Annotated in this window: 16 protein-coding genes; 10 read left to right on the top strand and 6 right to left on the bottom strand. The window is 61.0% G+C overall.

Translation table 11 applies throughout. From position 1 onward, the window contains the following. The first annotated feature begins 129 nt into the window (after positions 1 to 129). The 6 genes from JFU58_RS11800 (at position 130) to JFU58_RS11825 (ending at position 7688) form a co-directional block, all read left to right on the top strand. Positions 130 to 2415 (top strand): ABC transporter permease subunit, encoded by a 2286-nt coding sequence (locus tag JFU58_RS11800; RefSeq protein WP_201140739.1) that lies wholly within the window; start codon positions 130 to 132, stop codon positions 2413 to 2415. A gap of 15 nt (positions 2416 to 2430) precedes the next feature. After that, on the top strand, positions 2431 to 4101 hold the full coding sequence (gene pstA, locus JFU58_RS11805) for a phosphate ABC transporter permease PstA (RefSeq protein ID WP_017476755.1): 1671 nt from the start codon (positions 2431 to 2433) through the stop codon (positions 4099 to 4101). A 175-nt stretch (positions 4102 to 4276) separates the two neighbouring features. Further along, positions 4277 to 5110 carry a phosphate ABC transporter ATP-binding protein PstB gene (pstB, locus tag JFU58_RS11810; RefSeq protein ID WP_017476754.1) on the top strand — a complete coding sequence of 278 codons (834 nt, stop codon included), beginning with the start codon at positions 4277 to 4279 and terminating at the stop codon, positions 5108 to 5110. A 72-nt stretch (positions 5111 to 5182) separates the two neighbouring features. After that, positions 5183 to 5944 (top strand): phosphate signaling complex protein PhoU, encoded by a 762-nt coding sequence (gene phoU, locus JFU58_RS11815; protein ID WP_063033814.1) that lies wholly within the window; start codon positions 5183 to 5185, stop codon positions 5942 to 5944. Positions 5945 to 6068: 124 nt separating this feature from the next. Beyond that, a complete protein-coding gene (locus JFU58_RS11820) occupies positions 6069 to 6968 on the top strand; it encodes a response regulator (RefSeq protein WP_201140741.1) in 900 nt (299 codons plus the stop codon). A gap of 69 nt (positions 6969 to 7037) precedes the next feature. After that, positions 7038 to 7688 (top strand): M23 family metallopeptidase, encoded by a 651-nt coding sequence (locus tag JFU58_RS11825; protein WP_201140743.1) that lies wholly within the window; start codon positions 7038 to 7040, stop codon positions 7686 to 7688. 3 nt (positions 7689 to 7691) lie between these two features. On the opposite strand, the gene JFU58_RS11830 is transcribed toward JFU58_RS11825, so the two are convergent. The 3 genes from JFU58_RS11830 to phoB form a co-directional block, all read right to left on the bottom strand. Beyond that, positions 7692 to 9032 (bottom strand): hemolysin family protein, encoded by a 1341-nt coding sequence (locus tag JFU58_RS11830; protein ID WP_003213385.1) that lies wholly within the window; start codon positions 9030 to 9032, stop codon positions 7692 to 7694. Positions 9033 to 9156: 124 nt separating this feature from the next. After that, positions 9157 to 10479 (bottom strand): phosphate regulon sensor histidine kinase PhoR, encoded by a 1323-nt coding sequence (phoR, locus tag JFU58_RS11835; protein WP_063033817.1) that lies wholly within the window; start codon positions 10477 to 10479, stop codon positions 9157 to 9159. A 43-nt stretch (positions 10480 to 10522) separates the two neighbouring features. Further along, positions 10523 to 11212 (bottom strand): phosphate regulon transcriptional regulator PhoB, encoded by a 690-nt coding sequence (gene phoB, locus JFU58_RS11840; RefSeq protein WP_003195617.1) that lies wholly within the window; start codon positions 11210 to 11212, stop codon positions 10523 to 10525. A gap of 152 nt (positions 11213 to 11364) precedes the next feature. Here phoB and JFU58_RS11845 point away from each other — a divergent pair, with 152 nt between their 5' ends. After that, entirely contained in the window at positions 11365 to 11745 is a 381-nt protein-coding gene (locus JFU58_RS11845; protein ID WP_063033818.1) for a COG4315 family predicted lipoprotein, read from the top strand. 32 nt (positions 11746 to 11777) lie between these two features. Here the strand turns inward: JFU58_RS11845 and ubiA are convergent, their stop codons facing one another. Beyond that, positions 11778 to 12668 carry a 4-hydroxybenzoate octaprenyltransferase gene (gene ubiA, locus JFU58_RS11850; RefSeq protein WP_063033819.1) on the bottom strand — a complete coding sequence of 297 codons (891 nt, stop codon included), beginning with the start codon at positions 12666 to 12668 and terminating at the stop codon, positions 11778 to 11780. After that, positions 12668 to 13231 carry a chorismate--pyruvate lyase family protein gene (locus JFU58_RS11855; protein WP_063033820.1) on the bottom strand — a complete coding sequence of 188 codons (564 nt, stop codon included), beginning with the start codon at positions 13229 to 13231 and terminating at the stop codon, positions 12668 to 12670. Before JFU58_RS11855 ends, ubiA begins: the two co-directional genes overlap by 1 nt. Positions 13232 to 13427: 196 nt before the next feature. Here JFU58_RS11855 and JFU58_RS11860 point away from each other — a divergent pair, with 196 nt between their 5' ends. The 3 genes from JFU58_RS11860 (at position 13428) to JFU58_RS11870 (ending at position 15259) form a co-directional block, all read left to right on the top strand. Then, positions 13428 to 13595, top strand: coding sequence for a rubredoxin (locus tag JFU58_RS11860; RefSeq protein WP_017476746.1), 168 nt, complete (start codon positions 13428 to 13430; stop codon positions 13593 to 13595). 48 nt (positions 13596 to 13643) lie between these two features. Next, positions 13644 to 14792 carry an NAD(P)/FAD-dependent oxidoreductase gene (locus JFU58_RS11865; protein ID WP_201140745.1) on the top strand — a complete coding sequence of 383 codons (1149 nt, stop codon included), beginning with the start codon at positions 13644 to 13646 and terminating at the stop codon, positions 14790 to 14792. A 191-nt stretch (positions 14793 to 14983) separates the two neighbouring features. Continuing rightward, positions 14984 to 15259 (top strand): HU family DNA-binding protein, encoded by a 276-nt coding sequence (locus JFU58_RS11870; RefSeq protein ID WP_003213368.1) that lies wholly within the window; start codon positions 14984 to 14986, stop codon positions 15257 to 15259. 81 nt (positions 15260 to 15340) lie between these two features. On the opposite strand, the gene JFU58_RS11875 is transcribed toward JFU58_RS11870, so the two are convergent. Beyond that, positions 15341 to 15910 carry a hypothetical protein gene (locus JFU58_RS11875; RefSeq protein ID WP_063033822.1) on the bottom strand — a complete coding sequence of 190 codons (570 nt, stop codon included), beginning with the start codon at positions 15908 to 15910 and terminating at the stop codon, positions 15341 to 15343. Positions 15911 to 15920: the final 10 nt, after the last annotated feature.

A 15920-nucleotide genomic window follows, 5' to 3' on the forward strand; every position in this document is an offset into this window, starting at 1 on the left:
TGGGCGGGGTCTGTAAGACCTGGACCTCGCCTCCCATTTTTTAATCCGCTGCCAGCCCTGCTACGCGGCGGATTTCTTGCGTCACTGCATTGTCATCTTTCTGTCATACAGGATCGCTAGGGTGTGCGCATGAATGATCTGGCCAATTCCACCATGACGACGACTTCTCCCCCCAAGCGCATTGATTTCAATACGCCTGAACTGCAACGCAAGCGCCGCATGCGCGCGCTCAAGGATCGCCTGACCCGCTGGTATGTGCTGATTGGCGGCCTCGCCGTCCTGGGCGCGATCACCTTGATCTTCTTCTTCCTCGCCTATGTGGTCGCTCCGCTGTTTCACGGCGCCAACCTGACCAAGGAAGACGCCCTGGCGCCTGCCTGGCTGCAGGATGCCGGCAAACCGCTGATGATCTCCATGGAAGAACAGAACCAGGTCGCCATGCGGGTTTCCGACAAAGGCCAGGCGCTGTTCTTCAACGTTGACACGGGGGCTGAACTCAAGCGCGTTGACCTGCCGTTGCCGGCGGGTGTGACAGTCGCCTCTATTGGTGAAGATCAGCCCGGCAGCCCGCTGGTGATCCTCGGCCTGTCCAACGGGCAGTCTCTGGTGTTCCGTCACACGTATAAAGTGTCGTACCCGGACGGCAAGAAGAGCATCTCCCCAGCCGTCGAATACCCTTACGGCGAAACGCCGATCGTCCTCGACGAACAAGGCCGCTCCCTTGAGCACGTCGCCTTGAACGCGACCGACTCGACGCTGGTGGTGGCCGGTTCCAGTGGTGCCCATCTGAACGTGCTGTCCATCAGCCGTGAAGAAAACATGATGACCGAGGAAGTCACCACCGAGCAGAAGCGCATTGAACTGCCGCAAATGACCGAGCCGGTGAAAGCCATCTTCGTTGATCCACGCCAGCAGTGGCTGTACGTGATCAACGGCCGCGCCCAGGCCGACGTTTTCAGCCTGCGGGACAAGAGCCTCAACGGTCGCTACAAATTGTTGGACGACGGCGTGGCGCAAGTCACGGCCAGCACCCAATTGGTGGGCGGCATCTCGCTGATCATCGGTAACTCCAGCGGTGGCCTGGCGCAGTGGTTCATGGCCCGCGACCCGGACGGCGAACAACGCCTGAAGCAGATCCGTACCTTCCAGATGGGCACTGCGCCTATCGTTGAAATCACCGCTGAAGAACGTCGCAAAGGCTTCACCGCCCTCGACGCTTCCGGCAAGTTCGGCGTGTTCCACAGCACCGCCCACCGCACGTTGCTGGTGGACCAAGTGGTCGATGGCACCGGTATCTTCGGCATGTCGCCACGGGCCAACCGGGTGATCGTCGAAGCCGGTGGCAAGCTGCAACCGCTGCTGCTGGACAACCCGCACCCGGAAGTTTCCTGGAGCGCGCTGTGGAGCAAGGTCTGGTACGAAAACTACGACGAGCCTAAATACGTCTGGCAATCGACCGCCGCCAACACCGACTTCGAACCCAAGATGAGCCTGGCGCCCCTGACCTTCGGTACCCTGAAGGCCGCGTTCTACGCCATGCTGCTGGCCGCGCCACTGGCCGTCGCCGCTGCGATCTACACTGCCTACTTCATGGCCCCGAGCCTGCGCCGCAAGGTCAAGCCGGTGATCGAGTTGATGGAAGCGATGCCGACGGTGATCCTCGGCTTCTTCGCCGGCCTGTTCCTGGCGCCGTATGTCGAAGGGCATTTGCCGGGGATTTTCAGCCTGCTGATGCTGCTGCCGATTGGCATCCTGGTGGCCGGCTTCATCTTCAGCCGCCTGCCTGAGTCGATCCGCCTGCGGGTCCCGGATGGCTGGGAAAGCGCAATCCTGATCCCGGTGATCCTGTTTGTGGGCTGGCTCTCGCTGTACATGAGCCCGTACCTGGAAACCTGGTTCTTTGGCGGTGACATGCGCATGTGGATCTCCCACGACCTGGGCATCACCTACGACCAGCGCAACGCTCTGGTAGTCGGCCTGGCCATGGGTTTTGCGGTCATCCCGAACATCTACTCCATCGCCGAAGACGCCGTATTCAGCGTGCCGCGCGGCCTGACCCTGGGCTCCCTGGCCCTGGGCGCCACGCCATGGCAGACCATGACCCGTGTGGTGATCCTGACTGCCAGCCCGGGCATCTTCTCGGCGCTGATGATCGGCATGGGCCGCGCGGTCGGTGAAACCATGATCGTGCTGATGGCCACAGGTAACACGCCGGTGATGGAGATGAACCTGTTTGAAGGCCTGCGCACCCTGGCGGCCAACGTCGCGGTGGAAATGCCTGAATCGGAAGTGGGCGGCAGCCACTACCGCGTGCTGTTCCTCTCGGCGCTGGTGCTGCTGCTGTTCACCTTCATCATGAACACCCTCGCCGAGCTGATTCGTCAGCGTTTGCGCAAGAAATACTCGTCGCTTTAAGAAAGGTAGAAGTCTGTGAAACAGAACTCCCTGAATGGATGGTTCAAGAGCGGCGCCCCGGGCGTCTGGATCAGCGGTGGCGCGGTGTCCATCGCGGTCATCATGACCATTGGTTTGCTGGCCGTGATTGCCGTGCGTGGCCTGGGCCACTTCTGGCCGGCCGACCTGATCCAGGCCAGCTACAACGTGCCGGGCCAGGAAAATCACATCGTTGTCGGCGAAGTGGTGCAGAAAGAGGAAGTGCCTCGCGAGCGCCTGAAAAGCGCTGGCCTGCCGGTGCCAGACCAAGGGCCGGAGTTCATGACTCGCGAGCTGATCAAGGTCGGCAACCGTGACCTGAACGGCAACGACTTCACCTGGATCGTCGGCGAGTGGCTGACCAACCAGACCAAGCCGGTCGAGCTGATGGCCATCGAGCGTCGTGAGTGGGGCAATTTCTACGGCACCCTGGTCAACGTCAAGCAGGACGGCAAGGTCATCGCTGAAGGCGAAGCGGCCTGGCCGGAACTGCAAGCCCGTGTGGACCGCGTCAACAAGCTCGCGGCCCAGCTCAAGACCCTTGAGAAGTCCGACATCGGCGCCATCAACGCTGGCCTCGAACGCATCCGCCTGCACGGTCGCAAGCTGGAGCTGGAAGGCAAGCTGGACGCCACCGCCCAGGCCGACATGGACAGCGGCCGCGCCGAACTGAACAACCGCTACAAAGACATCGAAGCCCGCCTGGCGGACCTGCACACCCAGTTCAACCGCGACAGCCTCACCGCCCGCGATGCCAACGGCAAAGAAATCGAAATCGGCATCGGCAAGGTGGTGCATGCCTACCAGCCGAACGCCATGGGTTACATGACCAAGGTCGGCTTCTACTTCAGCAAGGTCTGGGAATTCCTCAGCGACGACCCGCGGGAAGCGAACACCGAAGGCGGGATTTTCCCGGCGATCTTCGGCACCGTGATGATGACCCTGATCATGGCGATGATCGTGACCCCGTTCGGCGTGCTGGCGGCGGTGTACCTGCGTGAATACGCCAAGCAGAACACCCTGACGCGGATCATCCGTATCGCTGTGAACAACCTGGCCGGTGTACCCGCCATCGTTTACGGCGTATTCGGCCTCGGCTTCTTTGTGTACGTACTGGGCGGCTCGGTCGACCGGTTGTTCTTCGCCGAAGCCTTGCCGGCACCGACCTTCGGTACGCCTGGCCTGCTCTGGGCGTCCCTGACCCTGGCGCTGCTGGCGGTACCCGTGGTGATCGTAGCCACCGAAGAAGGCCTGGCGCGGATCCCTCGCACCGTACGTGAAGGTTCTTTGGCACTGGGGGCGACCAAGGCGGAAACGCTGTGGAAGATCGTGCTGCCGATGGCCAGCCCGGCGATGATGACCGGCATGATCCTCGCCGTGGCCCGCGCCGCCGGTGAAGTGGCGCCGCTGATGCTGGTGGGTGTGGTGAAACTGGCGCCGTCGCTGCCGGTAGACGGCAACTACCCGTACCTGCACCTGGACCAGAAGATCATGCACTTGGGCTTCCATATCTATGACGTCGGCTTCCAGAGCCCCAACGTCGAGGCCGCGCGGCCGCTGGTGTACGCCACCGCGCTGCTGCTGGTGCTGGTGATCGCCACGCTCAACTTGTCGGCGGTGTGGATTCGTAACCACCTGCGCGAAAAATACAAAGCGCTGGACAGTTAAGCGGGCACCTGTGGGAGCTGGCTTGCCTGCGATGCCGGCGACTCGGTTGAACAGGTACACCGCGGTGATGCCATCGCAGGCAAGCCAGCTCCCACAGGGTTAGCGGTAGACACAGATTTTGAGTAAGCCGCTCCGGCGGTTCAACGAAACGAATTGGTAGCACAGGGAGCATCCCATGCAACATGAAACCCATTCCCACGGCATCAACATGTCGGCCCTGGGTCGCGACAAGCAGAGCCTGAGCCTGGCCCAGGAAACCGTGGCCATCGAAGTCCCTGGCCTGAGCCTTTACTACGGTGACAAGCAGGCGCTGTATGACGTCAGCATGAACATCCCGAAGCAGCGCGTGACCGCCTTCATCGGTCCGTCCGGTTGCGGCAAGTCGACCCTGCTGCGCACCTTCAACCGGATGAACGATCTGGTGGACGGCTGCCGCGTCGAGGGCGCGATCAACCTCTACGGCACCAACATCTACCGCAAGGGCGAAGACGTGGCCGAACTGCGTCGCCGGGTGGGCATGGTGTTCCAGAAGCCCAACCCGTTCCCCAAGACCATCTATGAAAACGTGGTCTACGGCCTGCGTATCCAGGGCATCAACAAGAAGCGCATCCTCGACGAAGCTGTTGAGTGGGCATTGAAAGGCGCGGCACTGTGGGACGAGGTCAAGGACCGCCTGCACGAGTCGGCCCTCGGTTTGTCCGGCGGCCAGCAGCAACGTCTGGTGATCGCCCGTACCATCGCCGTGGAGCCGGAAGTACTGCTGCTCGACGAACCCTGCTCGGCACTCGACCCCATCTCCACGCTGAAAGTCGAAGAGCTGATCTACGAACTGAAATCCAAGTTCACCATCGTCATCGTGACCCACAACATGCAACAGGCAGCGCGGGTTTCCGACTACACCGCGTTCATGTACATGGGCAAACTGGTGGAATTTGGTGACACCGATACCCTGTTCACCAACCCGGCGAAGAAGCAGACCGAAGACTACATCACCGGTCGCTATGGCTAGCAGGTAGCGGGTTGCTCACTGAACTGATGCTGCGGTCGACCGCACCTTACTGGACGTTCCAAGGACGCCAACATGATTAGCAAAGAAGGCCTTACCCATCACATCTCCGCGCAGTTCAACGCCGAGCTTGAGGAAGTGCGCAGCCACCTCCTGGCCATGGGCGGTCTGGTGGAGAAGCAAGTCAACGACGCGGTTACTGCGCTGATCGAGGCCGACTCCGGCCTGGCCCAGCAAGTGCGCGAGATCGATGACCAGATCAACCAGATGGAACGCAACATCGACGAGGAATGCCTGCGCATCCTGGCCCGCCGTCAGCCGGCGGCGTCCGACTTGCGTTTGATCATCAGCATTTCCAAGTCGGTGATCGACCTGGAGCGTATCGGCGATGAAGCCACCAAGATCGCTCGCCGCGCCATCCAGTTGTGTGAGGAAGGCGAAGCGCCGCGCGGTTACGTGGAAGTGCGCCACATCGGTGACCAGGTGCGCAACATGGTCCGCGATGCCCTCGACGCGTTTGCCCGCTTCGACGCCGAGCTGGCGTTGTCGGTGGCCCAGTACGACAAGATCATCGACCGCGAATACAAGACCGCCCTGCGCGAGCTGGCGACCTACATGATGGAAGACCCGCGCTCTATCTCGCGGGTGCTGAGCATCATCTGGGTGCTGCGTTCGCTGGAGCGCATCGGCGACCACGCGCGCAATATCTCGGAACTGGTGATCTACCTGGTCCGTGGTACCGACGTGCGGCACATGGGCCTCAAGCGCATGAAAGCAGAAGTTGAAGGCACAACCGATCAAATCCCTAATGTTCCGGGCGTTCCTGACGATAAGTAAGATTGCCCGAGAAATAAACGCCCGGCCTTTGGTCGGGCGTTTTCGTTTGTGGCGTTGGAATTTTTGGCAAAACGCCATCAGCGAAGCGTTATGCTTGCCGGGGTTTTTATAGGATGAAGGGTCGATGAGCAAAGTCAGTGTATTGGTGGTGGATGACGCCTCGTTTATTCGCGACCTGGTGAAGAAGTGCCTGCGTAACTACTTCCCGGGGATCAAGATCGAAGACGCGGTGAACGGCAAAAAGGCCCAGGCCATCCTGATGCGCGAAACCTTCGACATGGTGTTGTGCGACTGGGAAATGCCGGAAATGTCCGGCCTGGAACTGTTGACCTGGTGCCGTGAGCAGCCTCATCTCAAAGCCATGCCGTTTGTCATGGTGACCAGCCGTGGCGACAAGGAAAACGTGGTGCAGGCGATCCAGGCCGGGGTTTCCGGCTACGTCAGCAAGCCCTTCACCAACGAGCAGTTGCTAAACAAGGTCAAGCAGGCACTGAACAAGATCGGCCGCCTCGACGCGCTGATCGCCAGCGCGCCGACCAAGATGAACTCGGCGTTCGGCAACGACTCCCTGAGCGCCCTCACCGGCGGCAAGCCTGAAGCGCTCAAGCCGGCTCCGGTGGCCGCACCGAGCAAAGGCCTGCTCAACAGCCAGCCGGTGCAGGCTGCTGCGGCAGCGTCGCCAGCCGGTGGTCGTGGCCAGGGCCAGCTGCGCCTGTCCAGTGGCACCCAGCAATGTGTGATCAAAGCCCTGAGCATCAAGGAGGCGCTGCTGGTGGTGCGTCGCGGTGAAATCCTGCCTCAGGTACTGGAAAGCGCCGTGCTCGACCTGGAGCAGGGCGAAAACGCCGAGGTGGCCCGTCTTAACGGCTACCTGCACGCTGTTGTCGCCTACGAACCCAAGCCTGACAGTGACTGGCTGCAACTGACCTTCCGGTTTATCGACCAGGATGCGCAGAAGCTCGACTACATCTCGCGGCTGATCGCCCGCGGGACAGCACAGAAGCATTTTGTGCCGGGTGCGTGATAGGCCCACATAGCACTGTCATGATCCCTTGTTAGCCTGCCATTCAGTCGTCCCTGGCAGGCCAACCCGATGCTCGTGCGCTCACTGCTGTTCTGTGGACTGTTCGCCGTCGTCATGCCGGCGATGTCCATGACCCTCTACAAATCCATCGACGCTGACGGCGCTGTGGTCTTCAGCGACCGATACACGCCCGGAGCGCAGGCGTTTGTGTATCAGGAGCGGGTGATTCCCAAGCCTGTATTCCCTCTGCAGCCCGCATCCTATCGCTATCCATTACCCTGGCGCGGCGGGCCGTTCCGTCTCACCCAAGGCCCCAACGGCACCTTCAGCCACTCCGAGCTCAAAAGCCGCTATGCGATGGACATTGCCATGCCCGAAGGCACGCCGATCATTGCGGCACGCGCAGGTGTGGTGCTGAAAACCGAGAACACCCAATCCGGGCGCGGCAGCGATCCATCGGGCAATTTCGTGCGGGTACAGCACGATGACGGCACGCAGGGCGTGTACCTGCACCTCAAGCAAGGTTCGGTCAGCGTCAGGGAAGGGCAGCGAGTAGCGGTAGGCAGCCCGCTGGCACTGTCGGGCAATACCGGCAACAGCAGCGGGCCGCATCTGCATTTTGTGGTGCAGCGCACGACGGCGTTGGGGCTGGTGTCGATTCCCTATGAATTCAACCAGCCGGTGCAGGCGTTGCCCAATTTTGCATTGGGCACGCGGTAAGGCTTAATCCAGCAGCAGCACCTTGGCCAACACGATCTTCGGCCCTTTCATCTTCTTGATGATGATGCGCAGGCCTTCGACTTCCAGCACTTCTTCCTCTTCCGGCACCCGCTTCAGGGTGTCGTAGATCAGTCCGGCCAGGGTTTCGGCCTCGATGTGATCCAGGTCTACGCCCAACAGGCGCTCCACCTTGAACAGCGGCGTGTCGCCACGCACCAGCAATTTGCCCGGCTGGTAAGCGAGGATGCCGCGCTCGGCCTTGCGGTGCTCGTCCTGGATGTCGCCTACCAGCACTTCCAGCACGTCTTCCATGGTCAGGTAGCCGATGACCTTGCCGTCGGCTTCTTCCACCAGGGCGAAGTGCGCGCCGCCTTTACGGAACTGCTCGAGCAGTTGCGACAGCGGCATGTGGCGCGATACGCGCTCCAGTGGGCGGGTCAGCTCGGCCAGGTTGAACGACTCGGGAATGTGGTCCAGGGCCGCCAGTTCCAGCAGCAGGTCCTTGATGTGCAGCAGGCCGACGAACTCGTTGCGCACGGCGTCGTACACCGGGTAGCGGCTGAACTTGTGGCGACGGAACAGCGCCAGGATTTCCTTGAGCGGGGCGTTGAAGTCCAGGGTTACCAGGTCTTCCCGGGAGTTGGCCCAGTCCACCACTTCCAGTTCACCCATTTCCACGGCGGAGGCCAGTACACGCATGCCTTGGTCGCTCGGGTCCTGGCCACGGCTGGAGTGCAGGATCAGTTTCAGTTCTTCACGGCTGTAATGGTGCTCGTGGTGCGGGCCAGGCTCGCCTTGGCCGGCGATGCGCAGGATGGCGTTAGCACTGGCGTTGAGCAGGTAGATCGCCGGGTACATGGCCCAGTAGAACAGGTACAGCGGCACGGCGGTCCACAGCGACAGCAACTCGGGCTTGCGAATGGCCCAGGACTTGGGCGCCAGTTCACCGACCACGATGTGCAGGTAAGAGATGACGAAGAAGGCGGCAAAGAACGACACGCCCTTGATCACTTCCGGCGATTGCACGCCGATCGCGCCCAGCAACGGCTCGAGGATGTGCGCAAAGGCCGGTTCGCCGACCCAGCCCAGGCCCAGGGAGGCGAGGGTGATACCCAACTGGCAGGCCGACAGATACGCGTCGAGCTGGCTGTGTACGGTGCGCAGGATCTGCCCGCGCCAGCCGTTCTTGTGGGCGATGGCCTCGACCCGGGTCGAGCGCAGTTTGACCATGGCAAATTCCGCCGCAACGAAAAAGCCGTTGAGCAGTACCAGGATCAGTGCAAAAAGAATCATGCCGAAGTCGGCGAAGAGTGTCGCGAGGGTGATGCCAGGGGAAGGGTCCATGATGGGGTTTTGCGGGTTCCGTCTAATCAAAAAGGGTGAGCAGGTGGGCCTGAAAGGCAGGCGCAAGTCCGCCAATGTAGCGGCTGACGGGGCGCTTGCCTAGTGGCGGCTGCCGGGTGGAGGGTCACTCGTCCTGATGAATGACCCGTGAACGTGTCATCTGTGCCGGCGGGAAATGGCAGGTAAAGGTACTGCCATGGCCCAACACACTGCTGATTTCCAGTCGCGCGCGATGTCGCAGCAACACATGCTTGACGATGGCCAGGCCGAGCCCGGTGCCGCCGGTGTTGGAGTTGCGGCTGGAGTCGACACGGTAGAAGCGCTCGGTGAGGCGCGGCAAGTGCTTGGCGTCGATGCCCATCCCGGAGTCCTGCACACTGAGGTGCGCGCCCTGGTCGTCGGCCCACCAGCGGATGCGGATGTTGCCTTTGTCCTGGGTGTATTTGACGGCGTTGAACACCAGGTTGGAAAACGCGCTGCGCAACTCGCCCTCACTGCCTTTGAGCAGGATCGACGGGTCGGCTTCGAGGGTAATTTGCTGTTCACGCTGCCCGGACAATGCCTGGGCGTCGCTCTTGATGGTCTGCAACAGGCTTTGCACCGGTACCGGGTGGTTGTCCGAGGGGTAATCGGTGGCTTCCAGCTTGGCCAGTAACAGCAGGTCGTTGAGCAGGGTTTGCATGCGCGAGCCTTGCTGCTGCATCTGTTGCAGGGCGCGGGTCCAGCGCGGGTTCACGTCTTCAACGTTATCGAGCAGCGTTTCAAGATAACCGCAGATCACCGTCAGCGGCGTGCGCAGCTCGTGGGAGACGTTGGCGACGAAATCCTTGCGCATCTGTTCCAGCTGATGGATGCGCGTGACATCACGCACCAACATCAAATGTTCGTTATTGCCGTAGCGCGTCAGGTACAGCTGGATACGCACGCGGTCGTTGGTCGGTGACGGGATTTCCAGGGCTTCTTCGTAGTTGTCTTGCTCGAAGTATTCCTTGAAGCGTGGGTGGCGCACCAGGTTGGTCACCGGCTGGCCGCTGTCCTGGGGCGTTTTGAGGCCCAGCAGGGTTTCTGCGGCGCGGTTCCACCATTCCAGGTTGCCGTCGCTGTCGAGCATGATGACGGCGTCTTTCAGCGCGGCCGTGGACTCCTGCACCCGATCGATCACGGCTTGCAGGCGCCCGCGTACGCGTTGGTCGCGGCGCTGCAGATGGTAGATGCTGTCGAACACCTCGCCCCACAGGCCGTAACCGTCGGGTGGTGCTTCATCAGGTTTGTGCTGGCGCAGCCACTCGTGAAGGCGCAGCAATTGCTTGAGGGTCCAGCCCAGGTAGACGCCCAGGCCGACGGCCAGGCTCCAGCCGTAATAGCCGCTGACCAGGCCCACCAGCAGGCAGCCAGTGATCAACAGGAGCATGTGGCGGATCAGGGTGCCATACCAGTTTTGATTCACTTGAACACGCGTCCTTTCAGCTGTCTGTGCAGTTCAGTCTGGCTCAGCCTTTGGTTGAAAATCGGTAGCCGGTGCCGCGCACGGTTTGTACCAGATTCTCGTAAGCGTCGCCCAAGGCTTTGCGCAGGCGGCGGATATGCACGTCGACGGTGCGCTCCTCGACATACACGTTGCCGCCCCAGACCTGGTCCAGCAGTTGGCCGCGGGTGTAGGCGCGCTCCTGATGGGTCATGAAGAATTGCAGCAGGCGGTATTCCGTGGGGCCCATCTCGGCGGGTTTGCCGTCGATGGTCACACGGTGGCTGATAGGGTCCAGAATCAGGCCGTCGACTTCGATAGGCGCTTCGCCATCGGTTGGGCCGGCACGGCGCAGAACGGCTTTCAGACGGGCGACCAGTTCCCGTGGGGAAAAGGGCTTGGTGATGTAGTCATCGGCGCCGACTTCCAGGCCCTGGATCTTGTTGTCCTCTTCGCCCTTGGCGGTGAGCATGATGATCGGGATATCCCCGGTCAGCTCGTCACGCTTGAGGCGGCGGGCCAGCTCGATGCCGGAGGTGCCGGGCAGCATCCAGTCCAGCAGGATCAGGTCCGGCTTGCGGTCGACGATGATGGCATGGGCCTGCTGGGAGTTCTCCGCCTCCAGGCAGTCATAGCCGGCCATTTCCAACGCAACGGCGATCATCTCGCGAATGGGCGCTTCGTCGTCAACGATCAGAATGCTCCTGCCAACCATGCTAAATCCTCTTGTCATTTAACTGTCTTGCGCCGCATTAGATAACGGAATTATTGCAGTCGTGTGACAGTAATTTAGTCGCTTGGGCAATCCTTGCCTCTCTGGACTACGCTTTGGGTCCGAATCCTGACAACCACAAAAGGAAGGTTCCCATGACTCACAGTACTTTTTCCTGGAAAGCCCTGCTGGTAACGGCCGCGTTAACGCTGCCGACACTGGCGTTTGCGGCAGACCCGGCGATGACCAAGGACGGGATGCTGGTGGACCACAAAGGCATGACCCTCTACACCTTTGCCAAGGACGCTGATGGCAAATCCATGTGCAACGACAAGTGCGCCGCCAATTGGCCGCCATTGATGGCCGAATCCACCGACAAGCCCATGGGCAAGTGGACCGTCATCACCCGTGACGACCAGAAAAGCCAGTGGGCCTACAGCGGCAAGCCGCTCTACACCTTCGTCATGGACAAGAAGGCCGGTGACATGACCGGCGAAGGCAAAATGGACGGGGCCTGGAAGGTCGCCAAGCCCTGAGTCAACCCGCTAGCGGTGAGGGGCGTGGCCCTTCACCGAAACCCATAGTCCGCCACAATCCCGACGAAAATCGCCAACCCGGCCCAGTGGTTGTGCAAAAACGCCTTGAAGCATTTGAGGCGGTCCTTGTCCCGGGTGTACCAGAACTCCCAGGCAAAACACCCGGCCGCCGCCAGCAAACCGAGGTGGAACCAGCCCCCCAGCTCAAAACGCATGCCCGCCAGCCACAGGCAAACCAGTGCCAGGCTCTGCAACGTCAGGATGATCACCCGGTCTGCATCGCCAAACAGAATGGCGGTGGATTTGACCCCGATTTTCAAGTCATCGTCACGATCGGTCATGGCGTAATAGGTGTCGTACCCCACCGTCCATAAAAGGTTGGCGATGTATAACAGCCATGCCGCGGCTGGCAGGCTGCCCGTCTCGGCGGTGAACGCCATCGGCATGCCCCAGGAAAACGCCGCGCCCAATACCACCTGCGGGTAGTAGGTGTAGCGCTTCATGAACGGATAACTGGCCGCCAACGCAAGGCCGCCCAGGGACAGCCAGATCGTCATGGAATTGGTCAGCAATACCAGCAGGAAGCTGATGAACATCAGCACCGCGAAGAACACCAGCGCCTCTTTCGAGCTGATCTTGCCGCTCACCAGCGGCCGCTGTTCGGTGCGCTTCACGTGACCATCGACCTTGCGATCAGCCCAGTCATTGATGACGCAACCACCGGCCCGGGTGAGTATCACGCCGAGCACGAAGATCGCGATATTGAGCAGCGATGGCGAACCCTTGCCGGCAATCCACAGCGCCCACAGCGTGGGCCACAGCAGCAGATAGATGCCGATGGGCTTGTCCATGCGGGTCAACTGGATGAAGTCCCAGGCCCTCGGGTTCAAGCGATTCAGGGATTTGAGCAGGCGCTGGTACATCAGAAACGCTCCGGATGGTCGTGCACGGCTTGCCACAGGGTCGGCAGGAAGATTTCAGCCACCAGCACGCTCAGCGGCCCGCGATCAAAGCGCGAGCGGCGCGCCCACAGGTCATCGACCTGGTCCGCCACGGGCAGCCATTCCCGTGGGTAGCGGCACACCTCGATGGCCTGGCGAGTGAAGGCGTGGTCACAAAACAGCAACTCCCCCAACGACCGGCTGCCCAACTCGTCCATGTGCAAGCCGTCGCCCTGCAAGGCGCTGCGGGCGGCCACGCTGCGGGCAAACACCCACGGCTGGCCATGGCCACGCAAATACACCTCGCGCACCCAGCCGATGCTGGCGGCGGGCAAGTCCAGGGTGGCGCATTCGTCGTCACGCAGCGGTTGCCAGCCTTCGAACAGCGGCGTCACGCTGAAGCCATCGTTGGACAGGCGCGTCAGGCGCCGGGTCAGCGAACCTTCATCGAACAGCCAGTTGAGTGTCAGCGGCGCGGGCAGTGGGCTCAGAAGGCTCTGGGTCAGCCATCGGCAAGCATCGGAAAGGGCGTTTGAATGCGGCACGGAGGGTCATTATTGGCAGTTAATGAGGCGGCGAGCTTACCATGGTGCCCTGGACTTTTGCCGGAGCGCGCCAGGCCCATGCGTCGATCATGCTTGCATCTGCGCGTGCCGATCAGTACAAAACGCCCTGAGCCGCACGGCAAGGCTGGATCCATCGACCGTCGGCCAGTACGCCTGGACCCTGAGGAAGCGAGTAATGAAGAAGTGGCAATGTATCGTCTGTGGCTTGATCTACGACGAAAAAGACGGATGGCCGGATGACGGCATCGCCCCGGGCACCCTGTGGCAGGACGTCCCCGAAGACTGGCTGTGCCCGGACTGCGGCGTGGGCAAAATGGATTTCGAAATGATCGAAATCGGCTGATTGCTGATTTAAGACGCCATTAAAGAACCGTACTACAAGGAGAAAGGAATGAACGCACCTGTCGTGATCGTCGGCACGGGTTTGGCCGGTTACAACCTGGCTCGGGAGTTTCGCAAACTCGATAGCGAAACCCCGCTGTTGCTGATCACCGCAGATGACGGGCGCTCCTACTCCAAGCCCATGCTCTCCACCGGCTTTGGCAAGAACAAGGAAGCCGATGGCCTGAGCATGGCTGAACCGGGTGCCATGGCCGAGCAACTGAAGGCCGAAGTGCGCACCCACACCCGCATCAGCGGCATCGACCCGGGCCACAAGCGCTTGTGGATCGGTGAGGAAGCGGTGATCTACCGCGACCTGATCCTGGCCTGGGGCGCAGAAACTGTGCGGGTGCCGGTACAGGGCGACGCTGCCGACCTGATTTTCCCGATCAACGACCTTGAAGACTACGCACGCTTTCGTGCCGCTGCGGCCGGTAAGCGCCGGGTGCTGCTGCTGGGCGCCGGGCTGATCGGCTGCGAGTTCGCCAACGACCTGATCCTCGGCGGCTACGAGATCGACCTGGTGGCGCCGTGCGAGCAAGTCATGCCGACGCTGCTGCACCCGGCGGCGGCTGCGGCGGTGCAGGCCGGCCTTGAAGGCCTGGGGGCGCGTTTCCACCTGGGCCCGGTGCTCAATCGCCTGCAACGCACCGCTGACGGCCTGGAAGCCCACCTGTCTGATGGCGAAGTGATCCAGTGTGACCTGGTGGTGTCTGCCATCGGCCTGCGCCCGCGTGTCGATCTGGCCGCCGCTGCCGGCTTGCAGACCAACCGCGGGATTATGGTGGACCGCCACCTCAAGACCTCCCACGCCAACATCTACGCCCTGGGCGACTGCGCCGAGGTCGATGGCCTGAACCTGCTGTACGTGATGCCGCTGATGAGCTGCGCCCGCGCCCTGGCCCAGACCCTGGCGGGCAACACGACGGCCGTCAGCTACGGCCCGATGCCGGTCACGGTAAAGACCCCGATCTGCCCACTGGTCGTCTCGCCCCCGCCACGGGGTACCGAAGGCGTGTGGAGCGTCGAAGGGCAGGGCGGCGACATCAAGGCCCTGTGCCGCGACGCCAGCGGCCGCCTGCTGGGTTACGCCCTGACCGGCACAGCCGTGATGGAGAAACTGGCCCTTAACAAAGAACTTCCGCCGCTGCTGGCGTAAATGCTGGTCGTTCTGTCGGAATAAGCATCATTTTGACCGTAGAAAGGTCGCCGTGAGACTGGCGCAGGCCCCGATGGCATGCCATCCTCACTCCCGTCTGCCGCAGAGTAGAGCCTGCGGCGCCTTGGGCGCTGCTCCGAAAGAGAGCAGCACGGACATAACAACAAAAAACCGTCAAAGAGGCTTCACTTATGCGTAAACCAGAACTCGCAGCCGCTATTGCTGAAAAAGCAGACCTGACCAAAGAACAGGCCAACCGCGTACTCAACGCCGTACTCGAAGAAATCACCGGCGCGCTGCATCGCAAGGACAGCGTCACCCTGGTGGGCTTCGGCACCTTCCTGCAGCGCCACCGCGGCGCCCGCACCGGCAAAAACCCGCAAACCGGCGAGCCGGTGAAAATCAAGGCGAGCAACACCGTTGCGTTCAAGCCAGGCAAGTCGCTTAAAGACAGCGTCAATCCGTAAGTAAAGAAGCCTGCGCTACGCACATGCGAGTGTGAGCGCGGGATAAAAAATGGGCACGCCGACTGGGTCGGGTGCCCATTTTTATTTGTCGTCGAACAGTTCTTGCATGCTATGCGCTGCTTTATTTACACGTTCAAGTGCAACGTCGTTACCAACGCGCAAGTCCTCGGGTAACTCAAAGTGCCCCATACAGTCGTTCTCGTTCAGTGCATGGCGCAAATGAGCTATAACGCGGTAGATAATATGATCCATGCGCCAGCAGATAGAGGGTTCGACGCCGGAGAGTTGCTCAGGTGTTGCAGCTTGAATGTGGGCACCAATCCAGATTTTGGAGCCGAAGGCAAATTGGATGGACTCATAGTTGGAAGAAGTTTTTTTATAATCTGGATCGCTAAAGAGAATCTTCCAGCGCGGGATATCGGAAAAGCGCATGCTGCAGAAAATAGGTCTGAAGAGACGATGTGAAGTGTCTACTTCAGCGATAGAGCTGGGTATATGAGTATAAAACCGGGCGAACACCTCGACCAGATGGCCTAGCGCAGGTGGGATCAACTCAATATAACGGGCAATCACGAATCCCGGCGTCTCTGAAGCATCGACGGCAGGAATGTAGAAAAGATCGCCCGGTTTGGGTGACTTCAGGATCTTCATAGGGCGCTCT

Source organism: Pseudomonas sp. TH34, assembly GCF_016650865.1.
Taxonomy (GTDB): Bacteria; Pseudomonadota; Gammaproteobacteria; order Pseudomonadales; family Pseudomonadaceae; genus Aquipseudomonas; species Aquipseudomonas yamanorum.

Excerpts from the sequence above, each read along its gene's own strand:
- JFU58_RS11800 (WP_201140739.1), top strand. The coding sequence starts at position 130 with ATGAATGATCTGGCCAATTCCACCATGACGACGACTTCTCCCCCCAAG.
- pstB (WP_017476754.1), top strand. The coding sequence starts at position 4,277 with ATGCAACATGAAACCCATTCCCACGGCATCAACATGTCGGCCCTGGGT.
- phoU (WP_063033814.1), top strand. The coding sequence starts at position 5,183 with ATGATTAGCAAAGAAGGCCTTACCCATCACATCTCCGCGCAGTTCAAC.
- JFU58_RS11820 (WP_201140741.1), top strand. The coding sequence starts at position 6,069 with ATGAGCAAAGTCAGTGTATTGGTGGTGGATGACGCCTCGTTTATTCGC.
- JFU58_RS11825 (WP_201140743.1), top strand. The coding sequence starts at position 7,038 with ATGCTCGTGCGCTCACTGCTGTTCTGTGGACTGTTCGCCGTCGTCATG.
- JFU58_RS11830 (WP_003213385.1), bottom strand. The coding sequence starts at position 9,032 with ATGGACCCTTCCCCTGGCATCACCCTCGCGACACTCTTCGCCGACTTC.
- phoB (WP_003195617.1), bottom strand. The coding sequence starts at position 11,212 with ATGGTTGGCAGGAGCATTCTGATCGTTGACGACGAAGCGCCCATTCGC.
- JFU58_RS11845 (WP_063033818.1), top strand. The coding sequence starts at position 11,365 with ATGACTCACAGTACTTTTTCCTGGAAAGCCCTGCTGGTAACGGCCGCG.
- ubiA (WP_063033819.1), bottom strand. The coding sequence starts at position 12,668 with ATGTACCAGCGCCTGCTCAAATCCCTGAATCGCTTGAACCCGAGGGCC.
- JFU58_RS11860 (WP_017476746.1), top strand. The coding sequence starts at position 13,428 with ATGAAGAAGTGGCAATGTATCGTCTGTGGCTTGATCTACGACGAAAAA.
- JFU58_RS11865 (WP_201140745.1), top strand. The coding sequence starts at position 13,644 with ATGAACGCACCTGTCGTGATCGTCGGCACGGGTTTGGCCGGTTACAAC.
- JFU58_RS11870 (WP_003213368.1), top strand. The coding sequence starts at position 14,984 with ATGCGTAAACCAGAACTCGCAGCCGCTATTGCTGAAAAAGCAGACCTG.
- JFU58_RS11875 (WP_063033822.1), bottom strand. The coding sequence starts at position 15,910 with ATGAAGATCCTGAAGTCACCCAAACCGGGCGATCTTTTCTACATTCCT.